Source organism: Micromonospora sp. SH-82 (assembly GCF_051132485.1).
Taxonomy (GTDB): Bacteria; Actinomycetota; Actinomycetes; order Mycobacteriales; family Micromonosporaceae; genus Micromonospora.
Genome location: NZ_CP148049.1, coordinates 5,657,893 through 5,675,454 on the forward strand (window position 1 = coordinate 5,657,893; position 17,562 = coordinate 5,675,454).

Sequence of the window (17,562 nt, forward strand, 5' to 3'; positions counted from 1 at the left end):
GCCCCCACTAGCCTGAGAGCATGATCCCCCGCACCCGCGCCACCGGACGGGCCCTCGGGTACAAGCTCTTCTACCGGCTGCCCTTCCCGGTGCGCCGCCGGCTGGTCCGACTCGCCGTCCCGAAGTACGTCATCGGGGCGGTCACCCTGGTCCGGGACTCCGAGGCCGACGGAGCCGGCCGGTTGTTGATGTTGCGTCAGCCGCCCGGGCACAGCTGGACCCTGCCGGCCGGGCTGCTGGAGAAGGCCGAGCCCCCGGCGGTGGGGGCCGCCCGGGAGCTGTACGAGGAGGCCGGGATCCGGCTGCCCCCGACCCGGCTGCGCCCGGCCACGCCGAACGCGATCGTGCACGCCAAGGGCTGGGTCGACATGGTCTTCGAGGTCGAGGTCCCCGCCTCCACCACCGCCCTGAAGGTCGACGGGGCCGAGGTCTTCGAGGCCGCCTGGCATCCCCTGGACGACCTGCCCCGACTGAGCTGGCCCACCGCCCGCCTGCTCGGGTACTACGGCATCGGCCCGGAGGCGGGCAACTTCCCACCTCCCCTGCCGGACACGACACCGTGACCGGGGGCGAGAGCACCACCGGCGGTCCACCGGAGGTCTGCGCGGTGGTCCTGGCCGCCGGAGAGGGCACCAGGTTGCGTCCCCTCACCGAGCGGGTGCCCAAGGCCCTCTGCCCGGTCGGCAACGTCACCCTGCTGGACCGGGCCCTGGCCCGGCTCGCCGGGCTGGGTCTGACCGGCCCCCGGTCCGTGGCGGTCAACGCCTGCTACCTCGGCGACCAGGTGGTGGAGCAGGTCGGGGACCGGGCCCACCTGTCGGTGGAACGGGGCGACCCGCTCGGCACCGCCGGGGGGATCGGGAACCTGCGGGACTGGATCGGCGGGCGGGGCGTCCTGGTCGGCAACGCCGACGCGTACCTGGCCGACCCGCAGGCCGACCCCGGCCCGGACGTCGCCGCCCTCCTCGACGGCTGGGACGGCGAGACCGTACGCCTGCTCGGCCGCCCCGCCCCGAACCCCACCGAGCCGGGCACCTTCGACGGCCACCACTTCGTCGGGTTCTCCGTCCTGCCGTGGCGGCTGGTCCGGGACCTGCCCCCCACCTTCGCCGACCTGGTCCGGGCGGTGTGGCGACCGGCCGAGGCGACCGGGTCGTTGAGTGTGGTGCCGTACCGGGGGGCCTTCTACGACACCGGGACCCCCGCCGACTACCTCGCCGCCAACCTGCACGCCGCCGGGGACTCCGCCCTCGTCGACCCGAGCGCCACGGTCACCGGGCGGTGCCGCCGGTCGGTGGTCGGGGCGGGGGCCCGGGTCGACGGGGACGTCCTGCACACCGTCGTGTGGCCGGGGGCGACGGTCCGCCCCGACGAGGTGCTGCGGGACGCGATCCGGGTGTCGGCCGACCTCACCGTCGCCGTCGGGCAGTGACGTCTAGCATGGTCAACGGCGTCGGCACCCACGCCGAGGCCGTAACCGGCACGACGAAGGGCGGACCAGTGATCACCGCGATCGTACTGATCGACTGCGCCACCGACTCCATCCCCGAGGTGGCCGAGGCACTGGCCGCACTGCCCGGGGTCAGCGAGGTCTACTCGGTCGCCGGGCACGTCGACCTGATCGCCGTGGTCCGGGTCCGGGAGTTCGAGCAGATCGCCCAGGTGATCGCCGGTCGCATCTCCAAGGTCCCCGGGGTGCTCGACACCGAGTCGCACATCGCCTTCCGGGCCTACTCCCAGCACGACCTGGAGGAGGCCTTCGCCATCGGCCTGGCCAACGCCGACTGACACCGCCCGGGAAGCAACCTTCGCCATCGGCCCGGCCAACGCCGACTGACACCGCCCGGGAAGCAACCTTCGCCACCCGGCCCGGCCGACGCCGACGCCGACTGACACCGCCTGGACAGGGCGATGGCCGGCCCACCCCGTTCGGGGTGGGCCGGCCACACGTCGACCGGGGCGTCAGCTCTGGGCCGGTGCCGGGGTCTCGGTGGTCTCCGGCTGCGCCGGGGACTCGGTGACCGTACCCTCCGGGGCCGGAGCCTCGGTGGTGGTCTCCCCCGGAGCCGGAGCCTCAGTGGTGGCACCCGGGCTGGGCGTACCACTGGCGCTGGCCTGCGGAACCGGGATGCCCAGGGTCTGGGCCAGCGCCACCAGCGCGTCGTAGTGCGTCTGGAGGACCGGCAGTGCGTCCTGTGCCAGCTGGACCACCGACTGCTCGGAGCCCTGCGAGATCTCCGTCTGGGTGGCCTGGATCGCCTGGACGTGACCGGCCAGCTCGGCGGTCACCCACGCCTTGTCGAACTCGGCGCCGCTGAGACCGTTCAGCTCGTCCAGCACTGCCTGCTGGTCGGCGGTCGGCTCGTTGGGCAGCTCGACGTTGAGCTGCTTGGCGACGTTGCGCACCGACTCGTCCAGCGCGGTGTGGTCCGTCACGAACTGCTTACCCAGGTCCTTGACCTGCTGGTTCTGGCCCTTTTCCTGGGCTTGCTCACCCGAGGCGATCTCGAACAGGTTGACCTGGTGCACCGCCTGCAGGTACTGGGTGTCCTGCGTCGACGGCTGCACCGCAGCCTGTGCCGACGCGGCCGGCGCGATCCCGACCACCACCATGGCGGTCAGGAGCCCGAGGCGTTTGAGACCCAACATGTTTCCCCCCCTTTTCGTTGGACCGCACGGATACCCCACTGGCCCGGGATATTCCTGCGATCCCCCGCACCACCACCCGGTGGAGCCATCCGCCGGGTGCGCGGATACGGCGGCGCCCACCGGGATGGGTCCCGGTGGGCGCCGTCGGGGTGTCGCTGACGGTCAGGGGCGGGTGTCGCCGCTGCCGATCTTCTCGCGGTCGGGACGCGGCTCCACGGGCGGATGCCCTGGTGAGACCGGAGCCTCCGCCGGCTTCTCGATCGGGTAGAAGAAGCCCCGGATGGCCGGGCCGAGCGCCCCGAGCCGGTTCATCTTCTTCGGCACCACCCAACCGGCGTAGTCCAACTCGCCGTGGCCGTCCTGGCCCATGCTGAGGGGCTGGTGCACCTCCTCGAACCGACCGTCCGGCAGCCGCCGGATGATGCCGGTCTCGACACCGTGCGCCAGAACCTCCCGGTCGTGCTGTTGCAGACCCAGACAGATCCGGTAGGTCAGGTAGTACGCCAACGGCGGGAGCAGGAGCAGACCCGCCCGGCCGATCCAGGTCATCGCGTTCAGGCTGATGTGGAACTTGTCGGCGATGACGTCGTTCGCCCCGGAGAGCGTCAGGATGATGTAGAACGTCAGGGCCATCGCGCCGAGACCGCTGCGGGCCGGAACGTCCCGGGGCCGCTGGAGCAGGTTGTGGCTGCGGTAGTCCTTGGTCTGCCGAGCCTCCATGAACGGATACAACAGCGACAGCCCGACCAGGATCCCCGGTAGCACCACGGTCGGCCAGAACAGCGGTGGGATGACGTATCCGTCGCCGATCGGGATGTGCAGCTCCCAGGCCGGCATCAACCGGGTGGACCCGTCCAGGAACATCACGTAGAAGTCGGGCTGGCTGGCCGCGGAGACCACCCACGCCTCGTACGGGCCGAAGTACCAGAGCGGGTTGATCTGGAACAGACCACCCATCATGGCGACCACGCCGAAGACGACCATGAAGAAGCCGCCCTGCTTGATCGCGTACCGGGGGAACATCCGCTCGCCGACCACGTTGTTGTTGGTCCGGCCGGGACCGGGCCACTGGGTGTGCTTCTGCTTGAACACCAGCCCGAGGTGGACGCTGATCAACGCCACCAGCAGACCCGGGATGAGCAGCACGTGGGCGATGAAGAACCGGCTCATGATGATGGTCCCCGGGAAGTCCCCGTCGAAGACCGACGAGGTGACCCAGGTGCCGACCACCGGGATGGAGAGCATGATCGCCGAGGCGATCCGCAGGCCGGTGCCGGAGAGGCCGTCGTCCGGCAGGGAGTAGCCGGTGAAGCCGGCCAGGAACCCGACCCAGAACAGCAGCGAACCGATGATCCAGTTGGTCTCCCGCGGCTTACGGAACGCACCGGTGAAGAAGACCCGCATCATGTGCACGATGATCGACGCCATGAACAGCAGCGCCGCCCAGTGGTGCATCTGACGCATGATCAGACCGCCCCGGACGTCGAACGAGATGTCCAGGGTCGAGGCGTACGCCGCAGTCATCGGGGTGCCACGCAGCGGCGCGTAGCTGCCGTTGTAGATCACCTCCGTCATCCCCGGCTCGTAGAAGAACGTCAGGAAGACGCCGGTGAGCAGGAGGATGACGAACGAGAAGAGCGCGATCTCACCGAGCAGGAAGGACCAGTGGTCGGGGAAGACCTTGTTGAGCAGCTTCCGCAGCGGGGTCGCTGCCTGGAACCGGTCGTCCAGCTCCCGGGCGGCCTTGCCCGGTACCGCGGCGACGTCTAGCTTACGACGCTTCATGGACGCTCCCAGAAGTCCGGGCCGACGATCTCGGTGAAGTCGGACTTCGCGACGAAGAAGCCTTCGGAGTCGACCGTGATCGGCAACTGCGGCAACCGCCGACTTGCCGGGCCGAAGATAGGCTTGGCGTTGTCAGTGATCAGGAACTGTGACTGGTGGCACGGGCAGAGCAGCCTGTTGGTCTGCTGCTCGTACAGGCTGGCGGGGCAGCCGGCGTGCGTGCAGATCTTGGAGAAGGCGACGTAGTTGCCCCACATGTAGTCGTTGTGGCCGACCTGGTCGTTGGCCTCCCGCGACTTGATCGCGTCCTCCTCACGGAGGTGGATCAGCAGGGTCGGCGAGTTCGCGTACTGGTTGCTCACCCCGTGGCTGACCCCCGGGAAGACGGTGATCTGACCACCGGCGCTGATGTCGGCCGGACGCAGCGGACGGCCGTCCTCCCGGATCAACCGGATCAGCTGCCCGTCGGCCGGAGCGAACCCGGTGGTGGTGAGCTGGCCGCTCTTGTGCGGGTCCTTGATCAGACCACCGACGATCGGGGCGGCGGCGACGGCCGCCACCGGGGCCAGCCCGGCCAGCAGCGAGATGCCCAGCAGCGGACGCCGGCGCACCCCCAGCTCGTCGGCCATGTAGAGCATCGTCTCGCCGGTGATCCGGCGGTCCTCCTCGGAGTACACGCCCTCGTGCCGGTCCTGGATCGACACCTCCTTGGGCAGCAGCTTCTTGCCCCAGGTGAGGATGCCGAACCCGAGTGCGAGCAGCGCGACGCCCAGGGTCACCCCGAGCAGCGGGGTGTAGAACCGGTCCCCGCCCTGGCTCAGGCTGTACTCCCAGGGCCACCAGATGTAGATCGCCAGGAAGGCGGTCGCGGCCAGGCCGGTGAGCAGGAAGAGACTGACGACGAAGCGGACCAGTCGACGCTCGGCCTTGCTCCCCGGGGCGTACTGCGGCTCGTAGTGGACGATCTCGATGTCGTCCCGACGAGCGCCTTCCCGCAGGATGTCGAACCGGGTCGCCTCGGGGTCGTTCACGTCGAACTGTTCACCCGGCGCCGAGGTCTGGGTCTGGGCGCTCACGCAGTCACCTCCCTACGGCCGGTGCCGGCAGCCGGCACCTCGGCAGTGCCACCACGAATCTGCTTGATCACGACTTTCCTGCAATCCACAGCGCGGCGAAGACCAGCGCCACGATCCCGACCAGGAAGATGGCCACACCCTCGGTGGACGGCCCGTACCGCCCGAGGTTGAAGCCACCCGGGTCCTGGGTGTTCTGCAGGCTCTGCTGGATGTAGGCGATGATGTCCGCCTTCTCCTGCGGCGAGAGCTGGTTGTCACCGAAGACCGGCATGTTCTGCGGGCCGCTGAGCATCGCGGCGTAGATCTGTCGGTCGCTGGCCGGCATCAGGCTCGGCGCGTACTTGCCCGAGGAGAGCGCCCCGCCACCGCCGGAGAAGGCGTGGCACTGGGAGCAGTTGATCCGGTACAGCTCTCCGCCGACGGCCAGGTCGGCACCGCGGGAGAGGTCACCCTCGGGGATGATCGGACCGCCGCCGAGCTCCTGGACGTACTGGGCGAGCTGACGGGTCTGCTCGTCGGTGAAGACCGGGGGCTTGCGTCCCGCCTGGGCCTCCTGGCGGGCCATCGGCATCCGACCGCTGCTGACCTGGAAGTCGACCGAGGCGGCACCCACCCCGATCAGGCTCGGTCCGCGGTCCTCGACGCCCTGCGCGTTGCGCCCGTGGCAGGTCACACAGCTCACGTCGAACAGCGCCTTGCCCTCGGCTGCGGCGCCGGTCAGCGGCGGGTTCTCCTGCGCCTGCACGCCGGGGGCGAAGAGCGTGTACGCGCCGCCGGCCAGGGTCAGGGCGGCGATCAGCCGGACTGCGGCGCCCAGCCGTCGGCGACCCCTGCTGGGCGCTGCGGACCGCCCGCGGCGCAGCCGCGCGAGCAGACCGCCTCGGCGGTCGTTGTCAGAAGTCATGACCTGTGTCCTTAACCGGTGGGACCTTGCTTCGGGAGGGGAGCAGCGGCGCGGTACGCGACGACCGCGCCAAGATCACTGCAGCCAGTAGATCATGCCGTAGAGCCCGATCCACACCACGTCCACGAAGTGCCAGTAGTACGACACGACGATCGCGGAGGTGGCCTGGGCCGGGGTGAACCGGCCCATGGTGGTCCGGACCATGAATATGAGGAAGGCGACCAGGCCACCGGCGACGTGCAGACCGTGGAAGCCGGTGGTCAGGTAGAAGACCGACCCGTACCCGTCTGCGTTGATCTTGATGCCGTGGCTGACCAGGGTCACGTACTCGTTCACCTGGCCGATGAGGAAGATCAACCCCATCACGAAGGTGATCGTGAACCAGCGCCGGAGGGCGTGCACGTCACCCCGCTCCGCCGCGAACACGCCGATCTGACACGTGATCGAGGAGAGCACCAGGATCGTCGTGAAGGTCGTCGCGTACGGGATGTTGAGCTCGGGCGTGTGTTGCGCCCACTGCTCGGGCGCCGCCGCGCGGATGGAGAAGTACATCGCGAAGAGCGCCGCGAAGAACATGAGTTCACTGGAGAGCCAGACGATCGTGCCGACGCTGACCATGTTGGGGCGCGTCAGAGAGTGGATCCGGCTCTTGTCAATGGCTGGGGCCGCAGTCACGCGGTCATTATTGCCCGTGACCGGGATCGGCGATCAGCGGGGTCGCCCTCCTGTCCCTCTGACGTGCCGTTGGAGGCCCGCCGGGGGGCGTCCGGTTCGCCTGGCCTAGCCTGAAAAGCGTGCTGCACGTCGATCCGATCTTCACCGTCGCCCGACAGGCCGTGTCGACCCTGGCCGTCGGTCCGGCGAGTTCGGCAGCCGCCGTCACCCCGGAGCTGACGGCCGCGCCGGCCGAACCCGGCCCGCCCCCGTTCTCCGTCACCGCCGTGTTCACCGAGACCCGGCTGGACAGCTGGCTGGCCCTCGGCCTGGTCCTCGCCGCCGGGATCTACCTCTACGGGGTGTACCGCCTGCGGATGCGGGGCGACAGGTGGCCGGTGGCCCGGACGATCTTCTTCATCGGCCCCGGCCTGGGCGGCATCGCCTCGGTGACGGTCAGCGGGCTGCACGCCTACGACACCGCCCTGCTGTCGGTGCACATGGTCCAGCACATGGTGCTGTCCATGATCGCGCCGATCTTCCTGGCCCTCGGCGCGCCGGTCACCCTGGCCCTGCGGACCCTTCCGCCGGCCCCCCGTCGACGCCTGTTGGCGGTGCTGCACAGCCGGGTCGCGAAGGTCTACAGCTATCCACTGGTGGCGTTCGCCATCTTCGTGGTCAACCCGTTCGTGCTCTACTTCACCGACCTGTACCGGTACACGCTGGAGCACACCTGGGCGCACGAGCTGACGCACGCCCACTTCATCATGACCGGCTGCGTGTTCTTCTGGCCGCTGCTCGGCCTCGACCCGATGCCCACCCGGTGGCCGTACCCCGGTCGGGCGCTGTTGATGCTGCTGTCGGTGCCGTTCCACACGGTGCTCGGCCTCACCGTGATGCAGAGCAGCACCCTCTTCGGCGGCGACTGGTACGCCTCCCTCAACCTCACCTGGGCCGACCCGTGGGAGGACCAGGTGCTGGCCGGGGGGATCCTCTGGGCCGGTGGCGAGTTCGTCAGTGTGACGATGCTCGCGGTCCTGGTGGTCCAGTGGGTACGCCAGTCCGAGCGGGAGGCCCGCCGCGTCGACCGGGAACTCGACAGACAGGAGGCCCGGGCTGCGGCGCAGGAACCCCCGCCGGGACCCGCCGCGACCTCTCCCGAGGCCCCGGCCGGCACCGACCCCGGGTCGGAGGTCGGGACGGACGCCGGGGCGCAGGTCGGGCGACCCGCCGGAGCCAGGGCCGGGGAACCGACAGCGCCGACGGCGGGCTGACCCCCCGCACCCGGGCGGGGGCGATGCCGGTCACCCCGACCGGTACGATCGGCGGGCAGCTACGAGGTGGGAGCCAGCCAGCGATGAGCGATCGTCTTTACACCGTCCTGCTCTACAGCGACGACCAGAGGATCCGTGACCAGATGCGGCTGGCCGTCGGCACCCGGCCCGCGGCCGACCTCCAGGTCGAGTTCATCGAGGCCGCCACGTTCGACGAGTGCATCCGTCTGGTCGACACCTACGAGATCCACCTCCTGCTGCTCGACGGGGAGGCGTCCCCGGCCGGCGGGATCGGGGTGGCCCGTCAGGTCAAGGACGACCGGGACGACTCCCCCCCGGTCTGCCTGGTGATCGCCAGGGCCGCGGACCGATGGCTCGCGGCGTACGCCGAGGTCGAGGCGACCCTGGTGCACCCGCTCGACCCGGTGACCACCGGCGCCACCGTCGCCCAACTGCTGCGCACCCACGCCCCGGCCTGAGTCGCCCCACGGCGAGGCCCGGTCGGTCCGGTACCGGCCGACGTCGCCGGACTCCCCCGGACGCCCGACCGGCGGCCGGCACCAGCCACCACACCGCACCTCACGCCCGCTCGGGAGGCCCACCATGGGCGAACGGACCTGGTCGCACCTGATCGCCGCGCTGCTGCGGGGCGAAGAACTCGCCACCGCCGACACCGCCTGGGCGATGGGCGAGATCATGTCCGGCGGGGCGGCCCCGGCCCAGATCGCCGGCTTCGCCGTGGCGCTGCGCGCCAAGGGTGAGACCTCGGCGGAGTTGGGCGGGCTGGTCGAGGCGATGCTCACCCGGTCCGTCCCGGTCGACCTCCCCGAGGAGGTCCGGGCCACCGCCCTCGACGTGGTGGGCACCGGCGGTGACCTCGCCCACACCGTCAACATCTCCACGATGACCGCCCTGGTGGTGGCCGGGGCCGGGGTACGCGTGGTCAAGCACGGCAACCGGGCCGCCTCCTCCTCCTGCGGCACCGCCGACCTGCTCGAATTCCTCGGGGTTCCGCTGGACCTCGACCCCGAGCAGGTGGCCCGGTGCGTCACCGAGGTCGGAATCGGGTTCTGCTTCGCCCCCCGGTTCCACCCGGGGATGCGGCACGCCGGTCCGGTACGCCGGGAGTTGGGCGTACCCACCGCCTTCAACTTCCTCGGTCCCCTGACCAACCCGGCCCGCCCCCGCTCCGGCGCGGTGGGCTGCTTCGACAGGCGGATGGCCCCGGTGATGGCAGGGGTCTTCGCCGCCCGGGGGGACTCCGCCGTGGTGATGCGGGGCGAGGACGGGCTCGACGAGTTCACCACCGCCGCTCCCACCCGGATCTGGGTGGCCCAGAACGGCACCGTCCGGGAGGCCCTCCTCGACGCCGTCGACCTCGGGGTACCCCGCTGCACCCCCGGTGACCTGCGGGGTGCCGACGCCGCCTACAACGCCGACGTGGCCCGGCGGCTGCTCGCCGGGGAGCCGGGGCCGGTCCGCGACGCCGTCCTGGTCAACGCGGCGGTGGCGTTGGCCACCCAGGGTCCCCTCGACGGGGACCTCGTGGAGGTGCTGCGCGCCGGGCTGACCCGGGCCGCCGAGGCGATCGACTCCGGTGCCGCCGCCAAGGTCCTCGACCGGTGGGTCGAGTTCGCCCCCTCCGCCTGACCCGGCTCCCCGGACACCCGTCCGACGGCTTGCCACACGACGCACACACGCCGAAGCCCGCCACCGGACGAACCGGGGGCGGGCTTCGGCGACGCCGTCTCAGTGCTCGGCGGTGCGCCGGGTGCCGGTGTAGTACTCGAAGAGCATCGCGGCGGTCGCCAGGGTCACCGCGACCAGGCCCGTGCCGACCAGCCAGAGCTGCCAGAACACCAGACCCAGGCCGGTGATCGACGCGCACAGGGCGATCGCGAACGGCCAGTAGCTGCCCGGGCTGAAGAAGCCGATCTCCCCGGCGCCGTCGGCGATCTCACCGTCGGGACGGTCCTCGGGCCGCAGGTCGATACGGCGGGACACGAACCAGAAGAAGCCGCCGCACATCGAGCAGAGCAGGAAGGACAGGGTGAGGGCGGTGGTACCGATCCACTCGACCTCACCGCCGTCCCCCGCCGTCCAGGCACCGTAGAGAACGGCGGTGCCGGCCAGGAAGGCGGCGATGATCAGGAAGATCCGCCACTCGGTCTTCATCGGTTGACCCCTCAGCTTCCCGAGCCGGCCGGCGCGTTGTCCGGGTTGAAGTTGCTCGTCGTACGGCGCGTTTCGAACGGCCGGGTGGTGACGGCGTACGGCTCCTCGCCGATGGCCTGGAGGGCCTCCTGCGTCGACGACCCGTCCTGCTTCGCGGCGAGGAACTGGTCGTAACGCTCCGGCGAGACCACCCGCAGCTCGAAGTTCATGAAGGCGTGGTAGCTGCCGCACAGCTCGGCGCAACGACCGACGTACGCCCCCTCGGTGCGCAGCTCGGAGACCTCGAACGTGTTGCGGACGTTACCCGGGAAGACGTCCCGCTTGAACAGCATCTCCGGCACCCAGAACGAGTGGATGACGTCGCGGCTGGTCTCCTCGAAGCGGATCGAGCGCTGGGTCGGCAGGACCAGCACCGGGATGACCTCGCTGGTGCCCAGCGTCGACGCCACGGTGTTCGCCTCGACGCCCTGGCCGTCGCGGTAGTTGAACTGCCAGTTCCACTTGAAGGCGACGACCTCGACGGTGACGTCGGGGTTCTCCGACTCCCGGTTCACGTCGGTCTGCACGATCGCGGTGTAGTAGAAGAGCACCGAGACGATCAGGATCGGCGCGATGGTGTAGAGGAACTCCATCGGCAGGTTGTACCGGGTCTGCACCGGCAGGGTGTTGCCCCGCTTGCGGTAGCGCACGACGCACCAGAAGATCAGGCCCCACACGAAGACACCGACGGCGAGCGCCGCGATGCAGGAGGCGATCCAGAGGTCGTACATCCGCTGCGACTCGGGGGTGATGCCCCCCTGCGGCCAGCCGAAGCCGCCGAACGCCGCACCGACGTCGCAGCCGGTGAGCGTGGTCAGCAGCGCCACCGCGCCGAGACCGAGCCCCGCGACCCGGCCAGCACCACGCCGTCGACCGGCTCCCGGAGAAGCGTCGTGCCGCACGGCCACCGGCCGTACGTCCGAATTCCCTGCGACCACCTGGTCCTGCCTCCCTAGCGCGCCGCGGCGGTTGAACCCCTCGAACACCTGCGGCAAAGGCGTCACCGACGGTCGCAGATTACTCGACCAAGCGGGACTGGACGGTCTTGGGGGTGGTTGTCCGTCCCGTCGGGGGATCTTGTGGCGGCTCCGCCCGGTAGCGTGACCTCCTGTGAGCGCTCCCCCGGTCTACCTGGACGCGGCCACCGCCGCGCCCCTGCATCCGGTCGCCCGACAGGCGCTGCTGGCCGCCCTGGACGACGGTTGGGCCGACCCGGCCCGGCTCTACACCCAGGCCCGTCGGGCCCGGCAACTCCTCGACGCCGCCCGGGAGGCCACCGCGCAGACCCTGGGGGTCCGACCGGACGAGCTCTCCTTCACCCCCAGCGGTACGACCGCAGCCCACGCCGCCGTCCTCGGGGGCCTGCGCGGACGGCACCGGGTCGGCCGGGTCCTGGTGCACTCGGCGATCGAACACTCGGCCGTCCTGCACGCCGCGCAGCGGCACGTGGCCGACGGCGGCGAGGCGGTCGGCGTACCGGTGGACCGGTGGGGTCGACTGGACCGCGACGCCTGGTCGACGGCGGTCGCCGCGCCGGGCGTGGCGTTGGCGACGCTGATCGGGGCGAGCCACGAGGTGGGCACCGTCCAGCCGGTCGAGGCGGCCGGGGCCGAGTGCGCCGCCGCCGGCGTCCCGCTCCACGTCGACGCCGCCCAACTGGTGGGTCGGGTACCCGTACCGACGGGCTGGTCGATCCTGACCGCCAGCGCCCACAAGTGGGGTGGACCAGCCGGGGTCGGGCTCCTGGTGGTCCGCAAGGGGACCCGCTGGGAGTCGCCCTGGCCCGCCGACGAACGGGAGTCGGGACGAGCCCCGGGGCCGATGAACCTCCCGGCGGTGGTGGCGGCGGCGGCGAGCCTGCGGGCGGTGACCGCCGACGCGGCGACGCAGGCCGCCCGGCTGACCACACTGGTGGACCGGATCCGGACCCGGGTCGCCGCCGAGGTGCCGGACGTCGAGGTGGTCGGCGACCCCACCGACCGTCTCCCCCACCTGGTCACCTTCTCCTGCCTGTACGTCGACGGGGAGGCGCTGCTGCACGCCCTGGACCGGCGGGGCTTCGCCGTCTCCTCGGGTTCCTCGTGCACCTCCTCGACGCTGCGCCCGTCGCACGTCCTGGAGGCGATGGGGGTGCTGTCGCACGGCAACGTCCGGGTCAGCCTGCACCGGGAGACCACCGAGGCAGAGGTGGACCGGTTCCTGGCCGACCTGCCGGGGATCGTGGCCGACCTGCGGGCCGAGGCCGGGGTGACGGGGCTGTGACGACTCCCGCCGAACTGCTCGACTGTCGTGGTCAGCGCTGCCCGCTGCCGGTGATCGCTGTCGCCCGTCGACTCCCCGACCTGCCGGTGGGCACAGTCGTCCGGGTCCTCGCCGACGACCCGGCCGCCGCGGTGGACCTCCCCGCCTGGTGCCGGATGCGCGGTCAGGAGTTCCTCGGCACCGTCACCGGCCCCGACGGCCCCGCCTACGACGTCCGCCGCACCCACTGAGGCGGCTCAGTCCAGCCAGAGCAGGCGGAGCCGTCGACCGGCCCGGGCGAACAGGCGTACGGCCTGCTCGGGGTGGGTGAAGGTGCCGATCGACCGGCGGTCGTCCCCGCACAGGAGGGTGTGGTCGTCGAACGCCAGGCCCCAGGCGAAGACGCCACCGTCGAGGGGGGGTGCAGTCGTACTCCTCGCAGATGGCGAAGCGTCGCGGGGCGTACTCGCGGGCCAGTTCGTCCAGTTCTCGCTGAAGTTCTTCCGACGTCTCGGGCCAGGTCAGCTCGGTCATCATCACTCCTCGCAGATCGGATAGATATACGTATAGCCGATGAGCTTGCACAATGAAAGGGGTGACGACATGATGACGGTGAGCGATTCGTACTGGAGGTGACCGATGGGGACCCGGACCGACCCGTCCGCACTACGCTGGTTGATCGGGGCGGAGCTGAGCCGCTACCGACGCGACGTGCCGATGTCGTTGAGTGAACTCGCCCGGCGCACCGGCCTCGGCAAACCGAAGCTCGGGCACATGGAGATGGGCCGGTACCAGCAGTTCCCCGAGGACATCGCGGCGGTCCTGCACGCCTGTGGTGCCGAGCAGTCCGCGGTCGACCGACTCACCGCCCTGGCCGGGCGCTCCGACGCACGGAGTTGGTGGGCACCCTGGGCCAACGTCATGCCGGACTGGTTCAAGACGTACGTCGGACTGGAGGGGCTGGCCGACGGGGCGTTCGTCTTCGAGTCGATGGTGATCCCGGGACTTCTCCAGACCGAGGAGTACGCCCAGGCGCTGACCCTGGGCACCGGCTTCGTCCGCCCCGACCACGCCGAACGGTTCGTCTCCTTCCGGCAGGCCCGGGCGAGGCGGCTCACCGACGACGAGCCGTTGACCCTGCACGCGGTGATCGGTGAGGCGGCGCTTCGGCTGCGGGTCAACGGTGACGAGACCCGGCGAGGTCAACTGCGCCACCTCGCGGCCATGTCCGAACTGCCGAACGTCACCGTCCAGGTGCTCCGACCGGAGGACGGGTCCCATCCGGCGACGCCGGTGGGCAAGTTCGTCGTCCTGGACTTCGCCCACGTCCGGCCGATCGCCTACACCGAACTGCTCGACGGGGCGATGTACGTGCAGGATCCGGACGGGGTCCGGACCTATAGCATGGTCTCCGACAACCTGCGCCAGGTCGCTCTCTCACCCGCCGAGTCGCGCGCGTTGATCCGGGAGTACGCCGGCGCTTGACCCCGGAGGCCGCCGTGGACACCCCTGCCCTCGCCACCGCCCAGTGGTTCACCAGTAGCCGCAGCGCCAACAACGGCGACTGCGTCGAGTGCGCGTACCTGCCCGACCTGGTGGCGGTCCGTGACAGCAAGGACCGGTCGGGTCCGAGCCTGATCTTCACCCCGCGCCAGTGGGCGGCCTTCGTCCACGCCGTGCCCCACCCCCGCTGAGCGGCGTCCTCCCCCGCGACAGGAGACCTTGCTTCCCCGCGACAGGAGACCTTGCTTCCCCGCGACAGGAGATCTTGGAACACTTCGGCCCCCAGAGGGGCCAGCTCATTCCAAGATCTCCTGCGGGGTGGCTCCGACCGTGCAGCCGAGCAGGGCGGGGCAGCGGGCAGGGCGGTCGGCGGAGAGGGGCGGGTCAGCCGAGCAGGTGGGTGCGGACCTCGTCGGCGGCGGCGTCACCGTAGGACTCGGCGAGACGCTTGACGAACAGGTCCGGGCGGACCTGGTACTCCTGGGTGCCGACGGTCTCCAGGACCAGGGTGGCCAGCAACGAGCCCACCTGGGCGCTGCGCTCCAGCCCCAGACCCCAGGAGAGGGCGGCGAAGAAACCGGCGCGGAAGCCGTCGCCGACGCCGGTGGGGTCCATGACGCGGGACTCCTTGGCGATCGGCACGTGGATCGGGTCGATGTCGCGCCCGACGATCTCCACCCCGCGCTTGCCCAGCGTGGTGACCCGGATCTTGACCTGTTCGAGGAGCTGGTCGTCGGTCAGCCCGGCCTTGCTCTGCAGCAGGGACTTCTCGTAGTCGTTGGTCATCAGGTAGTCGGCGCCTTCGATCAGCCCGACCACGTCCTCGCCCTCCATCCGGGCGAGCTGCTGGGAGGGGTCGGCGACGAAGGCGTACCCCCGCTCCCGGCACTCGGTGGAGTGCCGCAGCATCGCCTCCGGGTCGTTGGCGCCGACCAGGACCAGGTCCAGTCCGCCGAGGCGGTCGGCGACCGGGGCCAGCTCGATGTTGCGGGCCTCGGCCATCGCCCCGGCGTAGAAGGAGGCGATCTGGCACATGTCGGTGTCTGTGGTGCAGACGAAGCGGGCGGTGTGGGCGATCTCGCTGACGTGCACCGACTCGCAGTCCACGCCGTGCCGCTCCAGCCAGGAGCGGTAGTCGGCGAAGTCGGCGCCGACCGCGCCGAGCAGGACCGGGCGCAGACCGAGCTGCCCCATCCCGAAGGCGATGTTCGCGGCGACCCCGCCCCGGCGCAGGACCAGGTCGTCGACGAGGAAGGAGAGTGACACCTTGTCGAGTTGGTCCGCGATGAACTGGTCGGCGAAGCGACCGGGGAAGCTCATCAGGTGGTCGGTGGCGATCGAGCCGGTCACGGCGATCTTCATGTCAACCCTCGGGTTCGGCGGCACGGCCGGGTCAGCCTACCGGCCCGTCTCGCGGGTCGGTCGAGGGTCGCCGGATCGTCCTCCCGCCCCCGGTCGGGAGTCGTCCGGCGTCCGGATCCGGGTCACGGACGCGACCAGGGCCGACGTCCGTACGGACGTCGGCCCTGGTGTCGCGGGAGGCGTCGACTCAGCTGAACGAGTCGCCGCAGGCGCAGGAGTTGCCCGCGTTCGGGTTGTCGATGGTGAAGCCCTGGGCGTCGATCCGGTCGGCGAAGTCGATCGTCGCGCCGGCCAGGTAGGGGGCGCTCATCCGGTCGACGACGACCTCGACGCCACCGAAGTCGCTGACGACGTCGCCGTCGAGGGAGCGCTCGTCGAAGAAGAGCTGGTATCGCAGGCCGGAGCAGCCGCCGGGCTGCACCGCCACCCGCAGCCGCAGGTCATTGCCGCTTTCGTCCTGCTCGATCAGGGCCTTGACCTTCTGCGCCGCGGCGTCGGTGAGGACGACGGATACCGGGGCCGTGGCCTCGGTCGACTCGGTCTGCGCTGGCGTGGTCACGTGGAATTCTCCCTGCACGCGTAGGTGTGGTCGTCCTGGCCAACGTCAGCCGCCGGTCCAGTGATTCCCACTGCGGTCCGACAGCAATTGTAGGCCGCTCCCCGCTGACGTCACCGTCGTGACGTACAACCGTCCGGGGACCGGTGGCACAGCTCACCGACTCCACTGGCGGGCCAGGCGGGCGCCCAGCTCACGCAGGCCCTCCGCGGGTCGCCCCATGGCCGCCTCGACGCCGCCGCGCTCCTCCCCGCCGAAGTGCTCCACCAGGCTGTACGCGTCGGTCACCCCGGCCGAGGCGGACTCCCGACGTCCGGTGCTGACCCGACCGGCGACCACCACGCAGGGGACCCCCCGGTCCCGGGCGGCACCGGCCACCCCGGCGACCACCTTCCCGCGCAGGGACTGGTGGTCGAAGGAGCCCTCCCCGGTGATCACCAGGTCGCACTCGTCGAGTGCGGCGTCGAGCCCGATCGCCCCGGTGACCAGCCCGATGCCGGATTCGCAGTGCCCACCGAGGGCGAGCACCGCCGCTCCCAGGCCACCCGCCGCACCGCCGCCGGGCTGGAGCCCGAGCTGTGCCGGACAGCCCGGAAGATCCCGCTCCAGAACGCCCGCGAAGCGCTCCAACGCGGCGTCGAGGAGCAGGACGTCGGCACGGGAGGCCCCCTTCTGCGGGCCGTACACGCTGCTGGCCCCGTGCAGCCCGAGCAGGGGGTTGTCCACGTCGGTGGCGGCGACCAACCGGACCCCGCGCAGTCGGGGCGTACCGTCCAGGGCCACTGCGGCGGCCAGCGCGGCACCCCCGTACGGCAGGGCGAGGCCGGCCTCGTCCAGCGGGGTCGCGCCCAGGGCGGTGAGCATGCCCGCGCCGGCGTCGTTGGTGGCCGACCCGCCCAGCCCGATCACCACCGTCCGGGCCCCGCTCTCCACGGCGGCGGCGATCAGCAGGCCGAGCCCGTACGAGGTGGTGGCCTTGGGGTCGCGTTCCTCGACGGTCAGCAGGTGCAGCCCGCACGCCTGGGCGCTCTCCAGGTACGCCGTCGAACCGTCGGGGGTGAGAAGGAACTCACCGGCTGCCGGGCGGCCCAGGGGGTCGACGGTCGACACCGGGATCCGCCGTCCGCCGAGCGCCTCGGCGAGGACCGCGACGAACCCCGGCCCCCCGTCGGCCAGCGGCCGGATCAGCAGCTCGTCACCGTCGGTCACCTCCCGCCAGCCGTCGGCGACCGCAGTGGCCACCTCCTGGGCCGGCAGGGTGCCGGCGAACTTGTCCGGACAGAGCAGCACACGCATGCCATTGAGTGTGACAGGACACACTGGTGGAACTTCCACGGCGGCCCC

At 71.0% G+C, this 17,562-nt stretch carries 19 protein-coding genes and 1 pseudogene; 10 read left to right on the plus strand and 10 right to left on the minus strand.

Annotated features, from left to right (window positions below; all coding sequences use genetic code 11):
* Positions 1 to 20: 20 nt before the first annotated feature.
* The 3 genes from WHN02_RS24775 to WHN02_RS24785 all read left to right on the plus strand — a co-directional run bounded on the left by WHN02_RS24775 (position 21) and on the right by WHN02_RS24785 (position 1,788).
* Positions 21 to 563, plus strand: coding sequence for an NUDIX hydrolase (locus tag WHN02_RS24775; protein WP_434741065.1), 543 nt, complete (start codon positions 21 to 23; stop codon positions 561 to 563).
* Complete coding sequence (locus WHN02_RS24780; RefSeq protein ID WP_434741066.1) at positions 560 to 1,432, plus strand: sugar phosphate nucleotidyltransferase; 873 nt, start codon at positions 560 to 562, stop codon at positions 1,430 to 1,432. The genes WHN02_RS24775 and WHN02_RS24780 overlap by 4 nt, the downstream gene beginning before the upstream one ends.
* A gap of 68 nt (positions 1,433 to 1,500) precedes the next feature.
* A complete protein-coding gene (locus WHN02_RS24785; RefSeq protein WP_350895780.1) occupies positions 1,501 to 1,788 on the plus strand; it encodes an Lrp/AsnC family transcriptional regulator in 288 nt (95 codons plus the stop codon).
* Between the two features lie 174 nt (positions 1,789 to 1,962).
* On the opposite strand, the gene WHN02_RS24790 is transcribed toward WHN02_RS24785, so the two are convergent.
* From WHN02_RS24790 to ctaE, 5 genes are all read right to left on the minus strand, one after another.
* Positions 1,963 to 2,649 carry a DUF4142 domain-containing protein gene (locus WHN02_RS24790; RefSeq protein ID WP_434741067.1) on the minus strand — a complete coding sequence of 229 codons (687 nt, stop codon included), beginning with the start codon at positions 2,647 to 2,649 and terminating at the stop codon, positions 1,963 to 1,965.
* Positions 2,650 to 2,811: 162 nt separating this feature from the next.
* Positions 2,812 to 4,434, minus strand: coding sequence for a cytochrome bc1 complex cytochrome b subunit (gene qcrB, locus WHN02_RS24795; protein ID WP_434741068.1), 1,623 nt, complete (start codon positions 4,432 to 4,434; stop codon positions 2,812 to 2,814).
* Complete coding sequence (gene qcrA, locus WHN02_RS24800; protein ID WP_434741069.1) at positions 4,431 to 5,510, minus strand: cytochrome bc1 complex Rieske iron-sulfur subunit; 1,080 nt, start codon at positions 5,508 to 5,510, stop codon at positions 4,431 to 4,433. Before qcrA ends, qcrB begins: the two co-directional genes overlap by 4 nt.
* A gap of 67 nt (positions 5,511 to 5,577) precedes the next feature.
* Positions 5,578 to 6,414, minus strand: a complete 837-nt coding sequence (qcrC, locus tag WHN02_RS24805) for a cytochrome bc1 complex diheme cytochrome c subunit (protein WP_434741070.1) — start codon at positions 6,412 to 6,414, stop codon at positions 5,578 to 5,580.
* Between the two features lie 75 nt (positions 6,415 to 6,489).
* The gene (gene ctaE / locus WHN02_RS24810) at positions 6,490 to 7,089 is read right to left on the minus strand and encodes an aa3-type cytochrome oxidase subunit III (protein ID WP_350895785.1); all 600 of its coding nucleotides are present in this window, start codon (positions 7,087 to 7,089) and stop codon (positions 6,490 to 6,492) included.
* 170 nt (positions 7,090 to 7,259) lie between these two features.
* On the opposite strand from ctaE, the pseudogene WHN02_RS24815 reads away from it, so the two are divergent.
* The 3 genes and pseudogenes from WHN02_RS24815 to trpD all read left to right on the plus strand — a co-directional run.
* Positions 7,260 to 8,198: pseudogene (locus tag WHN02_RS24815) on the plus strand (cytochrome c oxidase assembly protein); the annotation flags it as partial.
* Positions 8,199 to 8,425: 227 nt separating this feature from the next.
* On the plus strand, positions 8,426 to 8,821 hold the full coding sequence (locus WHN02_RS24820) for a hypothetical protein (protein WP_434741071.1): 396 nt from the start codon (positions 8,426 to 8,428) through the stop codon (positions 8,819 to 8,821).
* Between the two features lie 124 nt (positions 8,822 to 8,945).
* Positions 8,946 to 9,992, plus strand: coding sequence for an anthranilate phosphoribosyltransferase (trpD, locus tag WHN02_RS24825; protein ID WP_434741072.1), 1,047 nt, complete (start codon positions 8,946 to 8,948; stop codon positions 9,990 to 9,992).
* A 99-nt stretch (positions 9,993 to 10,091) separates the two neighbouring features.
* Here trpD and WHN02_RS24830 read toward each other — a convergent pair whose 3' ends face one another.
* Both WHN02_RS24830 and ctaC read right to left on the minus strand, forming a co-directional pair.
* Positions 10,092 to 10,517: a cytochrome c oxidase subunit 4 gene (locus tag WHN02_RS24830; protein WP_434741073.1), complete on the minus strand. Its 426-nt coding sequence runs from the start codon at positions 10,515 to 10,517 to the stop codon at positions 10,092 to 10,094.
* Positions 10,518 to 10,528: 11 nt separating this feature from the next.
* Positions 10,529 to 11,494: an aa3-type cytochrome oxidase subunit II gene (gene ctaC / locus WHN02_RS24835; protein ID WP_434741074.1), complete on the minus strand. Its 966-nt coding sequence runs from the start codon at positions 11,492 to 11,494 to the stop codon at positions 10,529 to 10,531.
* Positions 11,495 to 11,666: 172 nt separating this feature from the next.
* Between ctaC and WHN02_RS24840 the strand changes: the two genes are divergently transcribed.
* From WHN02_RS24840 to WHN02_RS24855, 4 genes are all read left to right on the plus strand, one after another.
* Positions 11,667 to 12,818, plus strand: coding sequence for a cysteine desulfurase family protein (locus WHN02_RS24840; protein WP_434741075.1), 1,152 nt, complete (start codon positions 11,667 to 11,669; stop codon positions 12,816 to 12,818).
* Positions 12,815 to 13,048, plus strand: a complete 234-nt coding sequence (locus WHN02_RS24845) for a sulfurtransferase TusA family protein (RefSeq protein ID WP_434741076.1) — start codon at positions 12,815 to 12,817, stop codon at positions 13,046 to 13,048. The genes WHN02_RS24840 and WHN02_RS24845 overlap by 4 nt, the downstream gene beginning before the upstream one ends.
* A gap of 388 nt (positions 13,049 to 13,436) precedes the next feature.
* Complete coding sequence (locus tag WHN02_RS24850; RefSeq protein WP_434741077.1) at positions 13,437 to 14,282, plus strand: helix-turn-helix domain-containing protein; 846 nt, start codon at positions 13,437 to 13,439, stop codon at positions 14,280 to 14,282.
* A gap of 14 nt (positions 14,283 to 14,296) precedes the next feature.
* Positions 14,297 to 14,491, plus strand: coding sequence for a DUF397 domain-containing protein (locus WHN02_RS24855; RefSeq protein WP_434741078.1), 195 nt, complete (start codon positions 14,297 to 14,299; stop codon positions 14,489 to 14,491).
* A gap of 193 nt (positions 14,492 to 14,684) precedes the next feature.
* Here WHN02_RS24855 and WHN02_RS24860 read toward each other — a convergent pair whose 3' ends face one another.
* From WHN02_RS24860 to WHN02_RS24870, 3 genes are all read right to left on the minus strand, one after another.
* On the minus strand, positions 14,685 to 15,662 hold the full coding sequence (locus WHN02_RS24860) for a carbohydrate kinase family protein (RefSeq protein ID WP_434741079.1): 978 nt from the start codon (positions 15,660 to 15,662) through the stop codon (positions 14,685 to 14,687).
* A 187-nt stretch (positions 15,663 to 15,849) separates the two neighbouring features.
* Positions 15,850 to 16,221, minus strand: a complete 372-nt coding sequence (gene erpA / locus WHN02_RS24865; protein WP_350895795.1) for an iron-sulfur cluster insertion protein ErpA — start codon at positions 16,219 to 16,221, stop codon at positions 15,850 to 15,852.
* Between the two features lie 153 nt (positions 16,222 to 16,374).
* Positions 16,375 to 17,514: a glycerate kinase family protein gene (locus tag WHN02_RS24870; protein WP_434741080.1), complete on the minus strand. Its 1,140-nt coding sequence runs from the start codon at positions 17,512 to 17,514 to the stop codon at positions 16,375 to 16,377.
* Positions 17,515 to 17,562 lie beyond the last annotated feature (48 nt).

What these genes read in the sequence shown, in the direction of transcription:
- WHN02_RS24775 (WP_434741065.1), top strand. Translation starts at nt 21, where the DNA reads ATGATCCCCCGCACCCGCGCCACCGGACGGGCCCTCGGGTACAAGCTC.
- WHN02_RS24790 (WP_434741067.1), bottom strand. Translation starts at nt 2,649, where the DNA reads ATGTTGGGTCTCAAACGCCTCGGGCTCCTGACCGCCATGGTGGTGGTC.
- qcrB (WP_434741068.1), bottom strand. Translation starts at nt 4,434, where the DNA reads ATGAAGCGTCGTAAGCTAGACGTCGCCGCGGTACCGGGCAAGGCCGCC.
- qcrC (WP_434741070.1), bottom strand. Translation starts at nt 6,414, where the DNA reads ATGACTTCTGACAACGACCGCCGAGGCGGTCTGCTCGCGCGGCTGCGC.
- WHN02_RS24820 (WP_434741071.1), top strand. Translation starts at nt 8,426, where the DNA reads ATGAGCGATCGTCTTTACACCGTCCTGCTCTACAGCGACGACCAGAGG.
- trpD (WP_434741072.1), top strand. Translation starts at nt 8,946, where the DNA reads ATGGGCGAACGGACCTGGTCGCACCTGATCGCCGCGCTGCTGCGGGGC.
- WHN02_RS24830 (WP_434741073.1), bottom strand. Translation starts at nt 10,517, where the DNA reads ATGAAGACCGAGTGGCGGATCTTCCTGATCATCGCCGCCTTCCTGGCC.
- WHN02_RS24850 (WP_434741077.1), top strand. Translation starts at nt 13,437, where the DNA reads ATGGGGACCCGGACCGACCCGTCCGCACTACGCTGGTTGATCGGGGCG.
- WHN02_RS24860 (WP_434741079.1), bottom strand. Translation starts at nt 15,662, where the DNA reads ATGAAGATCGCCGTGACCGGCTCGATCGCCACCGACCACCTGATGAGC.
- WHN02_RS24870 (WP_434741080.1), bottom strand. Translation starts at nt 17,514, where the DNA reads ATGCGTGTGCTGCTCTGTCCGGACAAGTTCGCCGGCACCCTGCCGGCC.